This is a genomic window from Streptomyces sp. NPDC050806 (genome assembly GCF_055586425.1).
Genome location: NZ_JBVJIF010000001.1, coordinates 599,359 through 617,106 on the forward strand (window position 1 = coordinate 599,359; position 17,748 = coordinate 617,106).

The following is a 17,748-nucleotide window of genomic DNA, read 5'->3' on the forward strand; positions in this document are numbered from 1 at the left end:
AGATGATCAAGGCGGTCAAGCTGACCGCGGTGACCGGCGGGGTTGGTTCACGCGCATCTGTGCTGGCATGGGGCAGTATGAGCCAGATGCGTTCTTCCGCTGAGCCGGAGCGGACGCCCGATGGCCGGTACATCGTGGTGAGCGGCCGGCGATGGCGGGCGACCGACCCGGAGATTCCCGAGGGGGTCGCCGCCGACCTGCGCCGTCACCTCATGGCGGCCCGGCGCGCGGTGGCCGCATCGCGCCGGAACGAGGACCCGGAAGCCGAGGCGCTGGCTCGAAGCCGGGTGCACACGGCAAAGGTGGCGCTCGGCGAACGCGGTACGCCTTGGTGGGAGCAGTCCCTCGCCGCGCGGCGACAACGCTGGGAAGCCGGTGCCGCCGAACTCGATGCCGACCGGTCGGACGACTAGGTACCGTCCACCCCGCCGATGCCGCACCGCTTGGCGCCATGGTGGCGCCAAGCGGTGCCATGGCCGGCTCTTCGCGGTGCTGGGCTGCGCATGGCGCCACCATGACTCATGCTGAATTCTCTGTATTTTCGCAGTTCAGAGTTGTTGTCGATGGGATTGTCCTGCGCGCGACATCGCTCGGTCTTGCGTATGGCGCCATAATGGTGCCATCATGACGTCATGGACCTCACGCCGTATGTCGACACCCTTCGCCGTGAACTCGCGGTGGCCGCCGAGGCGGGCGGGGAAGAAGCCCGCGAGCTGGCCGAGCGGCTCACCGCTCCCCTGGAGTCGGCGACCCGTCTGACGATGCTCAATGTGCTCTCCGCCGCGATGGACGAGATCACCCGCGAACTCGCCCCCGGCTCCGTCGACGTACGGCTGCGCGGGCTCGACCCCGACTTCGTGGTGACGCCGGCGCCCGCCGGTGGCAGCTCCGTGGAAGCGGTCGCCGAGCCCGTCGAATCGCTCAAGGCGCCGGTGCCCGCCGACGGCGACGAGGGCGGCACCGCCCGCGTCAATCTGCGCCTGCCGGCCCACCTCAAGGCGCGCGCCGAGGAGGCCGCGAGCCGCGAGGGCCTGTCGGTCAACGCCTGGCTGGTGCGTGCTGTGTCGGCCGCCGTCGACGGCGGCACGCGACCGCGTACGACGCAGAAGACCCACACCATCGGACAGAGCATCACGGGCTGGGTGCGCTAGCCACACCCGCGCGCACACCGTTCCACGCACATCACTTCACCCGCACCGCTCCACCCGTATCAACTTCACCCACACCACGTCCCACCAGTGCGGACGACCCAAGGACTCATGAGGACGGTACAGCCATGCCTTCTTACGACACTCCCGAACCGATTTCGGCCACCGCCCACGTCGAAGCGGGGTCCATCCGGTTCACCGCCGGCGACCGCCTCGACACCGTCGTCGAGGTGCGGCCCCGTGATGCCAAGCGGGACCAGGACGTACGGGCGGCGGACCAGACCGAGGTCACGTACGCGAGCGGCGTACTGACCGTCAGGACACCCAAGCAACGCTATCTCTTCGGTCGTACCGGCGCCGTCGACGTGACCGTCGAGCTGCCTACGGGCTCGCGCGTCGAGATGACCGGCGCTTGGGCTCAGGTGCTCGGTGAGGGCCGGCTCGGCGAGGTCCATGTGAAGACCTCGTCCGGTGACGTCCGTCTCGACACGACCGGGCCGCTCCGGCTGACCGCCTCGCACGGCTCGATCACCGTCGACCGGATCGAGGGCGCGGCCGAGATCACCACCAGCTCCGGCAGCCTGCGCGTCGGCACCGTCGACGGCTCCGCCGTCCTGAAGAACTCGCACGGCACCACGACCGTCGGCGCCGCGACCGGCCAGCTGCGGGTGAGGGGCGCGCACGGTGACATCGACATCGCGCGGGCCGAGTCGTCGGTAGTCGCCATCACCGCCCACGGCACCGTGCGCGTCGCCGACGTCGCCCGCGGCACCGTGCAACTGGAGACCTCCTACGGCGCGATCGAGGTCGGCATCCGCGAGGGCAGCGCCGCCTGGCTCGACGTCAGCTCCGGCTCCGGGCAGGTGCGCAACACCCTCGCCGCCGCCGAGGCCCCCGAGAAGACCGAGGACACCGTCGAGGTCCGCGCCCGTACCCGCCACGGCAACATCGACGTGCTGCGCGCCCGGTCCTGAGTACCGGTACCGGTACCGGCCCGCGCTCGCCCCCTCTCGCGGTCTCAGGCTCCATCGCAGTACCAGCCTCCATCACAGTCCCAGTCCCAGCCCCAGTCACAGTCGCTTCGGCCTTCGAACGGGAGGACTCCATGCCTTCTTCTGTCATGCCCACATCAAGTACGAACGGTGCTCCGCGGTCCTCGTCGCCCGCCGCCGTTTCCACCACCGGCCTGCGCAAGTCGTACGGCGACAAGACCGTGCTCGACGGCATCGATCTGCACATCCCGGCCGGCTCCGTCTTCGCGCTGCTCGGCCCGAACGGCGCCGGCAAGACCACGACCGTGCAAATCCTGTCCACGCTCATCGCCGTCGACAGCGGCCAGGCCCGGGTCGCCGGGCACGACGTCACGACCTCGCCCGCCGGGGTACGCGCCGCGATCGGTGTCACCGGGCAGTTCGCCGCGCTCGACGACATGCTCACCGCCGAGGAGAACCTGCTCCTCATGGCCGACCTGCTGCGGCTCGGCAAGCGCGAGGGAAGGAAGCGCGCGAAGGAACTGCTGGAGCGGTTCGGCATCGCGGACGTCGCCGGCAACCGGGCCGCGACCTTCTCCGGCGGTATGCGGCGCCGGCTCGACATCGCCATGACGCTGGTCGGCGACCCGCAGGTGATCTTCCTGGACGAGCCGACGACCGGGCTCGACCCGCGCAGCCGCCGCACCATGTGGGAGACCGTACGCTCGCTGGTCGCGGGCGGTGTCACCGTCTTCCTCACCACCCAATACCTGGAAGAAGCCGACCAGTTGGCGGACCGGATCGCCGTGCTCGACAACGGCCGGATCGTCGCCGAGGGCACCGCCGACGAGCTCAAGGCGCAGATCCCCGGCAGCCACGTACGCCTGCGGTTCAACGAGACGGACGAGTACGAGCGGGCGGCCACCGCCTTCCCCGGCGCGGCCCGTGACGACGAGGAACTCGCCCTGCGCATCGCGGGCGACGGCGACCTCGCCGCCCTGCGCACCCTCTTCGACCGGCTCGACACCGCCGGTGTGCGCGCCGCGGACTTCTCCGTGCACACCCCCGACCTCGACGACGTGTTCCTCGCCCTGACCGGCGACGGCAGCACCGGCGCCGCTCTTCACGCCAAGGAGACCCTGCGATGAGCACCCTCACCTACGCCGTGCACGACTCGATGACGATGCTGCGGCGCAACATCAAGCACGCGCTCCGCTATCCGGCCGTGTCGCTGGGCCCGGCCATGATGCCCATCCTGATGCTGCTGCTCTTCGTGTACGCCTTCGGGGACTCGATCGGCGCCGGGCTCCCCGGCAACGGCGGTCGGTCGGCGTACCTGGAGTATCTGACGCCCGGTGTCATCATCATGGGCGTGGCCGCCGGGGCCATGTCGACCTCGATCGCGGTCTGTCAGGACATGACCGAGGGCATCATCAACCGGTTCCGCACCATGAACATCACGCGTTCGTCGTTCATGACGGGCCATGTCGTCGGCAGCGTCCTCACCACGCTGGTGGGCCTGGTCCTGGTCGTCGCCGTGGCCGTCGCGCTCGGCTTCCGCCCGGACGCGACCCCGGTCGAGTGGCTGGCGGCGACCGGCCTGATCGCGGCCATCGCGTTCGCCGTGGCGTGGCTGTCGGCGGTGCTCGGCCTGATCTCCAAGACGGTGGAGTCCGCGAGCAACAAGCCGCTCCTCATCCAGTTCCTGCCGTTCCTCGGCTCCGCCTTCGTACCGGCCGGGTCGATGGCCCCTGGCCTGCGGTGGTTCGCCGAGAACCAGCCCTTCACGCCGATGACCGAGACCCTGCGCGGCCTGCTGACCGGGTCGGCGGTCGGCAACGACGGCTGGATCTCGCTCGCCTGGTGCGCCGGCATCGCCCTGGTCGGCTACGTCTGGTCGCGCTCCCTCTTCAACAGCACCACCAAGCGTTGACATCCCAGCCTTCCATCGGCTCAGCTCACCGGAGGGCCTCCGGGCCTTGCCCGGCACTCGGCATGAGCTCCGCTCTCGTCATCGGCCCCGCCCCCTCCGCACGTTGGCCCCGCCCCTCCGCACATCGGGAGCGGGGCCGATTGCTGTCCGCGGTGGGTCAGCGCAGGTCGCGGGAGACCACCACGCCGCACACGACGGGGTCGCTCTGGCAGCCGGCCGTTCCCGCGGCGAACACGCCCTTCGTGCCGGGGACGCCGCCGATGCCGAGCACCGTGGACATCTCACTGTGCTCGGTCACCTCGGCGGGCAGGGTCTCGGTCGCCCACTCCGTACCGGTCCAACGGGAAAGCACCGCATGCCGGTTGCCCCCGGACCAGCCCGCGATCCACATCCGCCCGGCACCGTCCACGTCCGCGGCGTTCACCTCGTCGACCGGCAGCGCGTCCAGCGACTGCCAGCCGCTGCCGGTCCAGCGGGTGGCCATGGTGGCCTCGGGTCCCTGCGCGTCGTTGGTCTTCCCGAGCACGTAGACCGAATTGCGGCCGGTGGCCACGATGTGGTTGCCCACCCAGCCGGTCGGGTGCTGGGTGGGGGTGGGCACCTCACGGACCGTCCAGTCGTGGCCGTTCCAGTGGTACAGCAGGGGTACGGACACCTCGCCGGTGACGGCCTCGGCGCCGACCCATACGTCGTCCGGGCCGGTACCGGTGATGTCCCAGGGCTGCACACGGCCGCCTCCGGGGGCTGCGGGGAGCGACACCTTCTGCCACGCGGCGCCTGTCCAGCGCTCCAGGCGGTACTCGTAGGTGTCACTCGCCTGGTCCCAGTCGAAGCTGGTCAGCCATACCGCCTTCCTCTCGAACGCGGCGATGTCGCCGGCGAAGCTCATCCACCCCTTCGGGGAAGCCGCGTGGTCGACCCTGTTCCACTTCTTGCCGTCCCAGTGCTGCAGCACGAGCGGGGCGGAGGCGTCACCGTACGAGGAGCCGACCGCCCATGCGTCGTCGGGCGCCGCGGCGGACACCTGCTCCAACTGAGCGGGCCCGCTCTCGGCGGCGGCCACGTCCGTCCACTTCTTGCCGTTCCAGTGCTTGATCGCGGGGGCCGGACCGTCGGCGCCGTCCGTCGTACGGCCCGCCGCCCACACATCCTCGGCGCCCGTGGCGGCGACGTCCCAGAACTCCCGCGAGACGGTCGCGCCCAGCGGCAGTTGCAGCTTCCACGGGGTGGTGGCGCGCGCTGCCGGCCCGGAGACGGTGTGGTACGCGGTGCCGTACGCAGTTCCGGTATCGGTACCGGTGAGGGCCCCGGCTGCGGTGCCGGTCGTGACGCTCGCATGGGCACTGAAGGGGCCGAGCGCGACTGCGCACACCGCGACCGCGGAGACCGCCGCTGCTGCGCCCAGCCGTCTCCGGCCGGTGCGGGATCGGGTCCGTCGTGCGGTGCTGGTGCCGGTGCCGGCCATCGTGCTGCTCCCTCTGTCGGTATCGGGTTCTCAGAGGGAAGTGGCCGCTGCCCGCTCTTTCTTACCGTCGGGAATCGCCCGACCGCTGTCGAGGTCAGCGGAGTCGTCAGCGGAGTCGTCAGCGGAGTCGTCGTCCGTGCTGGTGAAGGCCCTCGGCAGGTGGCGCAGGGCGAACGCGCCGAGGGCGGCATGGAGAACGGCTGCGATGACGGCGGCGGCGTGCAGACCGGTGACGAAGGCCGACTTCGCGTCGCCGATCACCGCGGCCGTGAGGCCAGGGGCCTGCAATGTCTCGTTGAGGGTGCCCGCGACGTCGGGTCCCTGGAGCCGGAAGATCAGGGCCGCCAGCGAGCCGAGAAGCGCGATACCGAGGGCGTTGCCGATCTCGTTGCTGGTCTCGGCGATCGCTGCCGCGGACCCGGCCCGCTCCGCGGGGACTGCGGCGACGGCCGTGTCGGCGACGACGCTGAACGAGATGCCGTAGCCGATGCCGGCGACGGCGGTGGAGGCCACGTACCAGCCGATGCCGCCGGAGACGCCGGTGGCCGGCAGCAGGAGCAGACCTGCGGCAATGAAGAAGTGTGAGCTGATGAGCGCTGCCCGGGTGCCGATACGCGCAACCAGCCCCGGCGTGACGATGCAGGTGATGGTCAGCACGGCGGCACCGGGCAGTGCGACGAGAGCCGCGTCCAGGACGGTCAGCCCGAGGACGGACTGGAGATAGATGCCCCCGAGGTACGCCACTGCCGACCATGCGGCCAGCGGCAGCAGTCCGGTGATGGCCGCGATCGTGAACACCCGGTCGCGGAAGAGGCGGAAGTCGATCAGCGGCTGTTCGAGGCGCAACTGCCGCCGGACGAACCACCACAGCATGACGATGCCGACGATGCCCGTGGCCATCGGGAGCGCCGTCAGCCCCTCCGCGGCGGCGTGCTTGATGGCATGGACGGTCAGCAGGATGCCCGCAGCGGAGAGCACAACGCTCAGGACATCGATGCGGCCAGGCCGGGTGGCACGTACCTCGCGGAGCAGGACCGGAGCCAGCAGCAGGAACAGTGCCACGACGGGGAGATTGATCAGGAAGACCGACCCCCACCAGAAGCCGCTCAGCAGCTGTCCACCGATGACCGGGCCGATCGCGAACCCGGCGGCAAAGGTGGCTGCGAAGATGCCGATCGCCTTCGAGCGCCGGCGCGGGTCGGTGAACAGCTCACTGAGCACCGCCAGCGCCGACGGCAGCAGCGTGGCACCGGCCACGCCCATCAGCGCCCGGAAGGCGATCAGCGCCTCCGGACCGGGGGCGAACGCCGCTCCCGCCGAGGCCGCGCCGAACACCGCCGCCCCGGTCATCAGCAGCTTCAGCCGGCCGTACCGGTCACCGATGTTCCCGAACGCGACGAGCAGGGAGCCGACGGCGAACCCGTAGACGTCCAGGATCCACAACGCCTGATCGGCAGTCGGCGACAGCGCCTCGGAGACCTTCGGCATCGCCAGGAACAGCACCGAACCGTCCATCGCCACCAGCAGGACCGGGCCGAGTACCACCAGCAGCCCGAGCCACGCCCGCAGACCCGGTGAATGAGAAACCGGCGAGTGAGAGACCGGTGAGTGAGAAGCACGCTTTGCATCCATGCCTCCGACGGTGTGGCACCGTCCGCCCGCCAACCATCCCCGTGCCGTGGGTACATCTCTCAGGGGCACCCGGAATCCGGCCGTGGCGCCTACGCTCGGAGCCATGGAACTGGAGAGCCTCGGGGCCTACCTCAAGAACCGTCGCGACCGGGTCACGCCTGCCGACGTCGGACTGCGCACGTACGGAACGGCTCGCCGCGTACCGGGTCTGCGTCGCGAGGAGCTCGCGCAGCTCGCCGGAGTGAGCGCCGGGTACTACACGCGGCTGGAGCAGGGCCAGGCCGGTACCGCCTCCCAGCAGGTCCTCGACGCGCTCGCGGGCGTTCTCCAGCTCGATGCGGTGGAGACAACCCATCTGCACAACCTCGCGCGCCAGAGCACCACTTCACGCCTGGTCCGCCCCCGCCCCGAAAAGCTGCACCGACGAGTGCTGGCGCTCCTGGCGTCCCTGGGGGAGTCCACGCCGGCCGTCGTGCTCGGCCGCCGTGGGGACGTGCTGGCCTGGAATCGCACCGGGCATGCGCTCGTCGCGGAGCATGCGGAGTTCGACGCGCCCCACGATCCAGCGCGACGCCCTTCCGTCCCTCGGATGTTCTTCCTCGACTCCCTCACCCGCGACCTGTACAGCAACTGGGCTGAACTGGCCCGCACCCATGTCGCCTACCTGCGGTTGACCGCGGGCCGGCACCCCACCGACGCCCGGTTGGCCGAACTGATCGGTGAACTCGCCATGCGGAGCCCCGACTTCGCCACGCTGTGGGCACAAGGTGATGTCGCGGACTGCACCGTGGGCACCATGCGCCTGCGGCACCCGACCGTCGGTGGGGTCGACATCGACTACCAGGTGTGGCTCCAGCCCGAAAGCCCCGATCACCGGCTTGAGGTCTACACCCCCAACGACACCACCTCGGCCGACGCGCTACGACTGCTGGCCGGCCAGGTCGCCGAGCAGCACAGGTCCGAGGCCGAGGCCGCTGTCTCCGGTGTCGCCCCTGACCGGTCCTGAAGTGATCAGTTGGGTGTCTTGAGCTGCCGGTCCGTCCACTCCGCCGTGACGGTCGCGGTGTAGTTCACCGGCGTGCCCGCCGCGAGTCCCGCCTCGGCGGCCTTCGCGGACGGTTTCGTCAGCATCTCCTGGTCCGACAGCAGGGCGCCCGTCGCCGGATTCACGATCAGCTCCGACCGTACGGAACCGTAGCCGGGCCGGTCGGTCGCGGGGAGGGCGAAGCCGGCCCCCTTGCGGCCCAGCGGGTCGGTCACCTCGCCGAGAGACCGGATGCCCGGCAGGTCCGCGATGACGCGGTACGCGGCGGCCCGGACGCCGGGCTCGACCGGCAGGCTGATCAGGTTGGCCGCCTGCCGCCACAACCACTCCGTACGGCCGGCGGTCTCGCCCCCGGAGTCCTCCTCGTACATCCGCACCAGCTGGTCCCTCAGCTTCGCCGCATCAGCGGGGAGCTTCTGCAGATCCTCATAGGTCACATTGCGCGCGCCGAGTGCGGCGATGCGGCCGCCGTGGTCGATCCGGTCCACCGTCGGCTGCTGCTCGGCTCCCGTCTCCATCCGCAGACCGAGCTTGCCGCCCGGCCCGGAGTCGGCGAGCGTCAGTTCCTTCGGCGATCCGGCAGCCCGCCAGCGTGCCTTGTCGCGTTCGGTGCGGGGTTCGGTGGTGGCGTCGAGCCCCGTGACCATCAGGCTCTGCGTACCGGGCCGTACCCCGAAGGACTGCTGCTGGGCCGAGGAGGAAGTGACCGCGTAATCGGCCCCGGACGCGTCGGCGACGCCGATCCAGCCCGATCGCGTGGTCAGCTGCCAGTACGCACCCTCACCCGCCGTACGGTCCAGCTGGGCCGCCACGTTCAGCAGCGCCAGGCGGCCGTTCGCGGGAGTGTGCCGGCCACCGTCCGAGCCGGGCCCGGCCGTGGCCGGGGAGCCCTGGGAATCCGAGGCGCCGCGCGGCAGGGTGCCGACGACCACGCCGGCCACGACCGCCGTCGCGGCAACGGGCAGCGCCCACCGCCAGGTGAACGGCCGGGGGGACCGGAGGGGCTGCGCGTACCGGGCGGCGGCGGGCGCCTCCGGCGAGCCGGCCAGGATGGCGGTCAGGTCGTCGCGGGCGCGTGCGGAACCGGCCAGCTGTTCCGGGTCCAGCTCCGGGGGACGCGCTTCCGCCAGGGTCTTCATGACATCGGGCCGCTTGCGTGCCATGTCAGTGCTCCTTCACTTTCTCTGTCACGTGCCGGTGAGGGGCGGCGGAGAACTCCGCGTCCACGGCCCGCTCCAGCCGCCGTCTGGCCCGGTGCAGTCGCACCGAGAAGGTGGCGGTGGAGCAACCGAGAACGCGCGCGGCCTCTCGGGGGCCGAGCCCGTGCCAGGCGACCAGCGTCAGCAATTCGCGGTCGGCGGCGGACAGCCGGACCAGGGCCTGCAGCGCAGCCGCGCGCTCGGTCACATCGGTGGCCACGTCGCCGACCTGTGCGCCCGAGGTGATGACGCGTTGCGCCTCCTCGGCGGCCAGGGCGTACTGCCTGCTGTCCCGGCGCCAGAGCTCCCGGGTCAGATTGCGGGCCACCCCCAGCAGCCAGGGCAGCGGGGGCACCGGGATGTCCCGCATCCGCCGCCACGCGACGGTGAAGGTCTCGCTGGTGATGTCCTCACCGACCTGTCGGCCCACCAGGCCGGTGGCGTAGGCGAGCACCCGTGGGTGGCACTCCTCGTACAGGTCACGGAAGCGTTGGGCGTCGGTCACGCACCGTCTCCTCATCTTGGCTCTCTCACCAGGAAGTGGTCGGGAGCCGTGACTTCTTACAGGGGGAGGAGAGCGTTTTCCGGTCGGGACCGGGCGGGAGCGATGCCTGATCGGGGGTCTCAGCGGAGGCAGCACTCATCGTACGCAGCGGGAGTGTTGTCCGTCCGGTCCCCGGCCAACGACCTGCCTCCGGAAAGGGACGCCTCCTTCCGAGGCCGAGCCGCGGACAGGACGGCGAGAAGCGTGAGGAGTACGAGAAGCGCCGCGGCAACCGCGGTCGCCACGGTGAAGCCGGTATCGAAGGCCTGCCGGGCACTGTCGAGCAGGGCCCCGCCGGTCTTTCCACCCGCCTTTTCGGCGACCTCCGCTGCGCCGCCCAGGGATTGCCGGGCGGTCTCCACCTGGTGCTCGGTGGCTTGCGGTACGGGCGCGAAGGAGGAGCGATAGGCCAAGGACAGCGCGGTGCCGAGGAAGGCCAGTCCCAGTCCTGTCCCGAGAGAGAAGGAGGTCTCCTGCACGGCGCCGGCTGCCCCGGCGCGTTCCGTCGGAGCGGCGCCCAGAATCGCGTCGGAGGCGAGGGTCATCACGGCCCCGGCCCCCAGCCCCGCGGCGACGAGTGCGGCGTAGTTGTCCGCCGGGCCGAAGACACCGAGCCCCGCGAAGGCCAGGGCGGTCAGCAGCAGGCCGCCGGACAGGCCCCATTGGTGGCCGAAGGCTGCGCTGAAGCGGGGTGCCAGTGCCGCTCCGATCGCGTTGGAGACGGCCAACGGTACGAGGGACAGCCCCGTACGCAGCGGCGAGTAGTCGTCCACCAGTTGGAGGCGTTGGGTGAGGAGGAACAGCAGGGCGGTGAATGCGCCGAAGCAGCCCAGAATGCTCAGCGCTGCGAAGGAGAACGTACGGTCGGCGAAGAGGGAGATGTCCAGCAGCGGAGAGTCGATGCGGCGCTGCCGGTGCACGAAGGCCACCAGCAGCCCCAAACCCGCGACGCCCAGCAGCCATGTCAGTGGCTGGGTACGGGAGCCTTCACTGAGCTGCTGCAAGGCGTAGACCGTCAGGGCGAGGCCGAGCGCGGAGAGCGCGGCACCGCCGGCGTCCCACCGTGACGGCCGAGGGTTCTTCGACTCCGGCACCAGGAAGGTCGCACCCATGAGCGCCAGGGCCACGAACGGCAGGTTGATCAGAAACACCGATCCCCACCAGAAGTGCTCCATCAGCAGGCCGCCGAGGAGCGGTCCCACGGAAACACCGATGCTGCTGGCGGCGGTCCACAGGCCCACCGCCAGCGTCCGTTCCCGCGCATCGTCGAAGGTCGCCCGGAGAATGGCCGGCGTACTGGCCATGATCATCGCGCCGCCGACGCCGAGCGCGGCCCTCGCAATGATCAATTGCAACGGTGAGACGGAGAGAGCCGCGCCGGCGGAGGCCAGCCCGAACACCGCGAACCCCGACATCAGCAGGCGCTTCCGCCCGTAGCGGTCGCCGAGCGTTCCGCACGTGATGAGCCCCGCGGCGACGGTGAGGGCGTAGCCGTCGACGATCCACAGGAGCTCGGCCCCGTTCGGCAGAAGCTGCCTGCTGATCGTCGGGACCGCTACGTGCAGCACTGTCAGGTCCATCCCCACCATCAGCAGGCTGGCGCAGAGCACCGCCAGCGTGGCCCACCGGTGAGGAGCAGCGCGTTTGGTTTCCGTGTGCATCAATTCACTGTGCGCGGTCGGCAGGAGAAGGCACAAGTACGGTCTTTCGTGTGCCTCGGTTCCTCCGAGTATTCAAGGTTTCACTCGGGATACCCGCTTATGGTGCTGTTATGAGGCGAGTGCGTGAACAGGTGGACGAGATGGCCGAGTACTGCAACACCGAGGTGATGCTCGCGGTGGTCGGCGGCAAATGGAAGCTGCTCATCCTCAAGTACCTGCTGCTGGGCACCCACCGCTTCGGTGAGCTCAAGCAGGCCATGCCCACGGTGACACAGCGGATGCTCACCCGGCAGCTGCGCGAGCTGGAGGACGACGGGCTGGTGCAGCGAACGGTCTATCCGGAAGTGCCTCCCAAGGTCGAGTACTCACTCACCCCGGTTGGACGGAGCCTCGAAGAGATCATCGAGCGGCTCGACGGCTGGGGAAGCTGGTACCGCGAGCACCGCCGCAAGCTGGCCGAGCAGACCGGCACCTCCGACGACCAGCCGCCTGCCACCGCGGAGTGACGCGCCCGGCGCCGCCGACCCCTGCGCCACCGTTGCCCGCGCCGCTGTCCGCACCGCCTCAACGCGGACTCAGGACCGGCGCGCCCTCCCCGAGGAGAAGGTCCCCGGCTTCCCGGGCGGGGCGGCCGGCTCGACCGCCTGCTGTCCTGGATCGAGTGGGCCGGCAACGCCGTACCCCACCCGGTCGCGCTGTTCACCGTCCTCTTCCTCGCGCTCGGCCTGGTCTCCACCGGCCTCTCGCTCTCCGGGGCCGTGGTCGCCGTTCCCGGCACGGACGACACCAAGGCGGTCAACGGGCTCTTCACCGGCGAGGGGCTGCGCTGGCTCGTGGCGCACCTGGTCCCCAACTTCGTGACGTTCCCGCCGGTCGGCGCGGTCCTGGTGCTCATCATGGTGGTGGGGCTCGGCGAGCGGACCGGGATGCTGGAAACCGTACTGCGCGCCACGCTCGCCCGGGTGCCGCGCGTCGCCCTGCCGTACGCGGTGGCACTCATCGCGGCCCAGGCGCACATGATGAGTGATGTCGCCGCCGTCGTGCTCCCGCCGCTGGCCGCGCTAATGTTCAAGAGCGCGGGGCGGCATCCGGCGGCCGGCCTCATCGGCGGCTTCGCCTGCGTCACCGCCGGGTATGCGGCAGGCTTCACCATCGGCTCGCTCGACGCCCTGTACGCCGGGATCACACACCAGGCCGCAGCGCTGCTCCCGTCAGCCGACGGGGCCGCGACCCACCTGCTCGTCAACTACTTCTTCACCGGCGCGAGCAGTCTCGTCCTCGCCCTCCTCGGCGGCTTCCTGATCAGCCGCGTCCTGGAACCGCGTCTCCCCGCGTACCGGCCAGGCGACGGCACGGCCGCCGACGAGGAGTCGCCCCGGCTCACTCCGGTACAGCGCAAGGCCCTGCCGGCCACGAGTGTTGTCATCGCCGGGTACGCGGCTGCGGTGCTGTGTCTGTGGCTGCCGCCAGGGGCGCCGCTGCGCGGAGCGGGCGGTGCCCTCGTCCCCTCGCCGTTCCTCACCGGCATCGTCCCGGTCCTGTTCGGCGCCTTCCTCCTCGCCGGACTCACCTACGGGTTCACGGTACGCAAGCTGCGCAGCACGGAGGACGTGGTCGACGCCGTCACGGAGTCGGTGCGGGGCATGGCCGGCTACATCGTGATGATGTTCGTCGCCGCGCAGGTCATCGCCCTGTTCACGTGGTCGAACGTCGGCGTGCTCCTCGCGGTGAAGGCCGCGGCGCTGTTCGAGGCACTCGGGGTGACCGGCTTCGGCGCGATCATGGTGTTCGTGCTGCTGACCTGCTGCCTCAACTTCTTCATCCTCTCCGGATCGGCCCTGTGGTCGTTGGTCGCCCCCGTCTTCCTCCCCGCCTTCATGCTGCTCGGCATGAGCCCGGCCCTCACCCAGGCCGCATTCCGCATCGGCGACTCCACCACCGGTGCCCTCACCCCGATGAACCCGTACCTCTTCCTGGTTCTCGCGATACTGCAGCAGTACGAGCCGGAGGCCCGCCTCGGCACCCTCATCTCCCGCCTGGCAGTCTTCGTCGTACCGTTCCTGGCGGTATGGCTGGCCGTCCTCGCCCTCTTCTACGGCTTCGACCTCCCCCTCGGACCCGGGGCCGGCATCCGGCTGGGGTGAAGTGCGCGGTGGTTCCTCGGTCTTCCGTCCACTAAGCGATCAGTGCCGACACCCCTCCGGTGACCAGCCCCACGATGAGGATCAATGGGCTGCCCTTGAGGGCGGCGTGGAGATGGAAGCGCATGTCGCGGTACTCCGGCATGCCTTCCGTACCGGGGAGGACCAGCAGGCGGGGGCGCAGGCCGGCGAAGATGATCCAGTCGAGTACGACCAGGTCCCAGACCGTCAGTGTGGCGAAGATGATGGCCGCGCAGAGTGCTGCGGACAGGAAATCCAGACCGCCTTCCAGCGAGCCGTGGAGCTTGATCATCGCCGTGATCACGAGCGGGATACCGCCCAGGGCCCAGACGAACACGCCGAAGAGCAGGGCCACTTGGCGGCCACGCCTACTCTGCGGCTTGCCGTACTGTTGCTGGATCGCCGACGGATAGTCGTTCAGTAGGAAGTCTCTGCTGAGGGCTGCCCCGGCGAACAGCCCGATGGTGAACACCGCGCTGAGCGCCAGGCCGAAGGCGACTCCGTACCCGACGACCGTTGACCACTGCACGCCTGCCTCCCCCACGCCGGCCACTCGACCACTCCGGCCACTCGACCACTCCGACGGATCGCGGAACCTGTGTGAGGCTTACCTAACTTCCGTCAGCCCCTGAAGTCAACGGCGCTTGAATTCTCCCGCTTCACCCGTTGCAGTGATCTGTGGTGTTGCTTGGTTTCCTGCCGCTTTCCTGCCGCTTTCCTGCCGCCTCGGGCCCCTGCCGGTGCTTGCTCACGTCACTGCGGTGTCTGAGCACACCTGGACTGGAGTGACGGGCGGAAAAGCATCGACCTCACGTGAACTTTATGGGCTCATGTGCATACGCTCTGCCACGTGAAGGCTGGGTCGGAGCTCCGAGGCAGCCGCCCGGTCTCATGGCCCACGGCGGCCTTGTTGGTGATGCTCGCTGCGCTGGTCCACGTCCTTGCGTGCGCCCACGGGATCGATCAGGGCGGAACGGTGCGGGCTGTCGGCGCGCCGGTCTCTGTGGCCTACGCAGAGGTGTCCTGGGGCACGGGGGATGACGTCGCCTACTGCGGATCCGCCTCCCGAGCGGGCGAGCCGGCCGAGGACGATCCTCATCTCCACTGCTGCGGCAACGACGAGCCGACAGTGCAATCACCGCGTGACGCATTGCTCCCGGCCGGAGTCGGCCACGGCGGCGTCGCGAACGCGGCCCTTGAGGCACCGGCTGATTCCTCTTCCGGACCCTGTCCGAAGCCTGCGTCCGGACCACCTGCTACCGGCCATTCCCGCGCCCAGTTGAGTGTGTGGAGAACGTGAGCTGCTGAGCCGCTCGGAGGCACGGGTGACTCGCCCGTGTGTCCTGCCGCGGCTGCAGAACAGCATCGATCTTCATCAACCACGAACGGTCGGCCGGCGCCTCTGCGCGCGCCGCCGGCCGCGGGAGAAGCACGTGATGAATCACCACGCCACCCTTGCGGCATCCGCCGCGCCGGCTCAGCTGCTGGCGGATGCGAAGCGCCCGATGCACACGCCCGCCGGGCTCGTGGGCGACACCCCCGTCCTGTGGATCGGGGAACCCTTCACCGCCGCCGGGAGCGGCTTCTGGGCCAAGCTCGAAGGCCACAACCCCGGTGGCATCAAGGACCGTGCCGCGCTGCACATGGTGCGGCAGGCGCGCGACCGAGGGCAGCTGCTGCCCGGCGCGCGCATCGTGGAGTCCACCTCCGGCACGCTCGGACTCGGGCTCGCTCTGGCCGCGGTCACTTACGGGCATCCGGTGACCGTGGTGAGCGATCCGGAGATGGAACCGCTCATGACCGGGCTGCTCACGGCATACGGAGCCGAGGTGGAGCTGGTCGACAGGCCGCACCCGGTCGGCGGCTGGCAGCAGGCCCGGCGGCAGCGGGTAGCGGAACTGCTGGCGGACGAGCCGGACGCCTGGTGCCCGAACCAGTACCACAACCCCGACAACGTCACGGCGTACCGTCCCCTTGCGCACGAACTCGTCGCACAACTGGGGCGGATCGATGCCCTGGTCGTCAGCGTCGGCACCGGAGGACACTCCGCGGGCATCGGCTCCGTACTGCGTCACTACTTCCCGGGCCTGCGGGTGGTGGGAGTCGACACCACCGGATCGACGATCTTCGGCCAGCCTGCCGGGCAGCGGTTGATGCGCGGGCTGGGAAGCAGCATCTACCCGGGCAACGTCGACTACGGCCTGTTCGACGAGGTCCACTGGGTCGCGGCGGAAGAAGCGGTGTGGGCCGCCCGCGCTCTGGCCCGCGGCCGGTACGCGACAGGCGGTTGGAGCGTCGGCGCGGTCGCGCTGACGGCCCGGTGGCTCGCCGAGCAGATGCCGGCCGAATCGCGGATCGTGGCCATTTTCCCCGACGGCCCGCAGCGGTACGTGGGGACGGTCTTCGACGACGCGTACTGCGCACGTCATGGCCTCCTCGGCCGGAAGCCCGCCGACGAACCGGACACGATCAGTCATCATCGCGAGAAGACCGTCACCCGTTGGACGAGGTGCACGACCGTACTCGACCCGCTGGGCGCCGAGCGCCGGCCCGCCTCCGCCGAGGTGGTCGCGTGAAGGCGCTGTGGCAGCAGACCCGGTCCTTCCCGCCTGCCGTCAGGCTGTTGATGGCCAACCAGTTCGCCATCAACCTGGCGTTCTACATGCTCATGCCCTACCTCGCCGCGCACCTCTCCGGTGACCTGGCGCTGGCCGCCTGGGCGGTCGGCCTCGTCCTGGGCGTACGCAATCTCTCGCAGCAAGGGATGTTCCTGGTCGGCGGCACGCTCGCGGACCGGTTCGGCTACAAGGCGCCGATCATCGCCGGATGCGTGCTGCGGACGGCGGGCTTCGGTCTGCTCGGGTGGGTCGAAAACCTGCCCGCGCTGGTTGTCGCCTCCGCTGCCACCGGCTTCGCCGGCGCCCTGTTCAACCCCGCCGTACGGGCCTACGTGGCCGCCGAGGCGGGAGACCGGCGGGTGGACGCCTTCGCCACCTTCAATGTCTACTACCAGGCCGGCATGTTCCTCGGCCCGCTCGTCGGACTCGCCCTGCTGGTCGCCGACTTCCGGGTGGTGTGCACGACGGCGGCGGTCATCTTCGCCGTCCTCAGCGTGCTGCAGTGGCGCGCCCTTCCGCCCCGGAACGGTGGCACCGCAGCCGACGGAACACCCGCCGGGGTGCTCGCCCAATGGCGGACCGTAGCGGCCAACCGCCCCTTCCTGCTGTTCTCACTCGCCATGATCGGCTCGTACGTACTGACCTTCCAGGTCTACCTCGCACTCCCGCTGGCCGCCGACGCGGCACTGGGCGAAGGGGGGACCGCGGCCACCAGCGGTCTGTTCGTCGTCTCGGCGGCCGTCGCGGTCGTCGGGCAGTTGCGGCTCACCGGCTGGGCGAAGCGCCGGTGGAATCCGGGACAGGCACTGGCGAGGGGCCTGGCGATGATGGGTGCGGCATTCCTCCCGCTGGCCACGGTCCCGTCCGGAGACACATGGCTGACGCTGACCGCTCTGGTGGTCGCGGTGGTTCTTCTGGCGGCCGGCAGCGCGGTGGTCTACCCGTTCGAGATGGATACCGTGGTGTCCCTCTCCGGCGGCCGTCTCGTGGCCACGCACTACGGCCTCTACAACACCGTCTCGGGGCTGGGCATCACACTGGGAAATCTCGCGACGGGCGCTCTCTGGGACTTCGCTCAGCGCCATCACATGATGTGGCTGACCTGGCTGGCTCTCACGGGAACGGGGCTGGCGTGCGCGGCAGCCGTGGCCCGGCTCACCCGGCAGGGACGCCTCGCGGCGACCGAGAAGGACCTGGTCACGGCATGACATTGCGACAGCCGCGGCGCAAGGTCTTCGCCACCGTCCGCGAGGCACTGCGCCTGCGCTGACACATGTGGGCGCCCGGCCGTCGTGGAACGGCCGGGCGCCCACGCACGTGCCCCCGGCGGAGGAGCGTCGCATCCGACCCGGGAACGGCAGCGCCGATGA

At 70.2% G+C, this 17,748-nt stretch carries 16 protein-coding genes; 10 read left to right on the forward strand and 6 right to left on the reverse strand.

Going from position 1 to position 17,748, the window contains the following annotated elements; translation table 11 throughout:
* Nucleotides 1–86 precede the first annotated feature (86 nt).
* The 5 genes from ACZ6WH_RS02700 (at nt 87) to ACZ6WH_RS02720 (ending at nt 4,052) form a co-directional block, all read left to right on the forward strand.
* The gene (locus ACZ6WH_RS02700) at nt 87–413 is read left to right on the forward strand and encodes a hypothetical protein (protein ID WP_469726231.1); all 327 of its coding nucleotides are present in this window, start codon (nt 87–89) and stop codon (nt 411–413) included.
* A gap of 219 nt (nt 414–632) precedes the next feature.
* The gene (locus tag ACZ6WH_RS02705; RefSeq protein ID WP_469725453.1) at nt 633–1,151 is read left to right on the forward strand and encodes a hypothetical protein; all 519 of its coding nucleotides are present in this window, start codon (nt 633–635) and stop codon (nt 1,149–1,151) included.
* A 125-nt stretch (nt 1,152–1,276) separates the two neighbouring features.
* Nucleotides 1,277–2,122, forward strand: coding sequence for a DUF4097 family beta strand repeat-containing protein (locus tag ACZ6WH_RS02710; RefSeq protein WP_469725455.1), 846 nt, complete (start codon nt 1,277–1,279; stop codon nt 2,120–2,122).
* A 146-nt stretch (nt 2,123–2,268) separates the two neighbouring features.
* On the forward strand, nt 2,269–3,267 hold the full coding sequence (locus ACZ6WH_RS02715; protein ID WP_469726233.1) for an ATP-binding cassette domain-containing protein: 999 nt from the start codon (nt 2,269–2,271) through the stop codon (nt 3,265–3,267).
* Complete coding sequence (locus ACZ6WH_RS02720; RefSeq protein WP_469725456.1) at nt 3,264–4,052, forward strand: ABC transporter permease; 789 nt, start codon at nt 3,264–3,266, stop codon at nt 4,050–4,052. The genes ACZ6WH_RS02715 and ACZ6WH_RS02720 overlap by 4 nt, the downstream gene beginning before the upstream one ends.
* Nucleotides 4,053–4,209: 157 nt before the next feature.
* On the opposite strand, the gene ACZ6WH_RS02725 is transcribed toward ACZ6WH_RS02720, so the two are convergent.
* Together ACZ6WH_RS02725 and ACZ6WH_RS02730 are read right to left on the reverse strand one after the other, a co-directional pair.
* The gene (locus tag ACZ6WH_RS02725; protein ID WP_469725458.1) at nt 4,210–5,517 is read right to left on the reverse strand and encodes a hypothetical protein; all 1,308 of its coding nucleotides are present in this window, start codon (nt 5,515–5,517) and stop codon (nt 4,210–4,212) included.
* 30 nt (nt 5,518–5,547) lie between these two features.
* Nucleotides 5,548–7,149, reverse strand: coding sequence for an MFS transporter (locus ACZ6WH_RS02730; protein WP_469725459.1), 1,602 nt, complete (start codon nt 7,147–7,149; stop codon nt 5,548–5,550).
* A 103-nt stretch (nt 7,150–7,252) separates the two neighbouring features.
* Here ACZ6WH_RS02730 and ACZ6WH_RS02735 point away from each other — a divergent pair, with 103 nt between their 5' ends.
* A complete protein-coding gene (locus ACZ6WH_RS02735; RefSeq protein ID WP_469725460.1) occupies nt 7,253–8,155 on the forward strand; it encodes a helix-turn-helix domain-containing protein in 903 nt (300 codons plus the stop codon).
* A 5-nt stretch (nt 8,156–8,160) separates the two neighbouring features.
* Here ACZ6WH_RS02735 and ACZ6WH_RS02740 read toward each other — a convergent pair whose 3' ends face one another.
* From ACZ6WH_RS02740 to ACZ6WH_RS02750, 3 genes are all read right to left on the reverse strand, one after another.
* Complete coding sequence (locus ACZ6WH_RS02740) at nt 8,161–9,357, reverse strand: CU044_5270 family protein (RefSeq protein ID WP_469725462.1); 1,197 nt, start codon at nt 9,355–9,357, stop codon at nt 8,161–8,163.
* A gap of 1 nt (nt 9,358) precedes the next feature.
* Entirely contained in the window at nt 9,359–9,898 is a 540-nt protein-coding gene (locus ACZ6WH_RS02745; protein ID WP_469725463.1) for an RNA polymerase sigma factor, read from the reverse strand.
* Between the two features lie 119 nt (nt 9,899–10,017).
* Nucleotides 10,018–11,598 carry an MFS transporter gene (locus ACZ6WH_RS02750; protein WP_469725465.1) on the reverse strand — a complete coding sequence of 527 codons (1,581 nt, stop codon included), beginning with the start codon at nt 11,596–11,598 and terminating at the stop codon, nt 10,018–10,020.
* Nucleotides 11,599–11,708: 110 nt separating this feature from the next.
* Here ACZ6WH_RS02750 and ACZ6WH_RS02755 point away from each other — a divergent pair, with 110 nt between their 5' ends.
* Both ACZ6WH_RS02755 and ACZ6WH_RS02760 read left to right on the forward strand, forming a co-directional pair.
* Complete coding sequence (locus ACZ6WH_RS02755; RefSeq protein WP_469725466.1) at nt 11,709–12,104, forward strand: winged helix-turn-helix transcriptional regulator; 396 nt, start codon at nt 11,709–11,711, stop codon at nt 12,102–12,104.
* Between the two features lie 141 nt (nt 12,105–12,245).
* Entirely contained in the window at nt 12,246–13,742 is a 1,497-nt protein-coding gene (locus tag ACZ6WH_RS02760) for an AbgT family transporter (protein WP_469726235.1), read from the forward strand.
* A gap of 31 nt (nt 13,743–13,773) precedes the next feature.
* On the opposite strand, the gene ACZ6WH_RS02765 is transcribed toward ACZ6WH_RS02760, so the two are convergent.
* Entirely contained in the window at nt 13,774–14,289 is a 516-nt protein-coding gene (locus tag ACZ6WH_RS02765) for a hypothetical protein (protein ID WP_469725467.1), read from the reverse strand.
* Between the two features lie 907 nt (nt 14,290–15,196).
* On the opposite strand from ACZ6WH_RS02765, the gene ACZ6WH_RS02770 reads away from it, so the two are divergent.
* Together ACZ6WH_RS02770 and ACZ6WH_RS02775 are read left to right on the forward strand one after the other, a co-directional pair.
* Complete coding sequence (locus ACZ6WH_RS02770) at nt 15,197–16,336, forward strand: PLP-dependent cysteine synthase family protein (RefSeq protein WP_469725468.1); 1,140 nt, start codon at nt 15,197–15,199, stop codon at nt 16,334–16,336.
* Nucleotides 16,333–17,586, forward strand: a complete 1,254-nt coding sequence (locus tag ACZ6WH_RS02775; protein WP_469725470.1) for an MFS transporter — start codon at nt 16,333–16,335, stop codon at nt 17,584–17,586. Before ACZ6WH_RS02770 ends, ACZ6WH_RS02775 begins: the two co-directional genes overlap by 4 nt.
* Nucleotides 17,587–17,748: the final 162 nt, after the last annotated feature.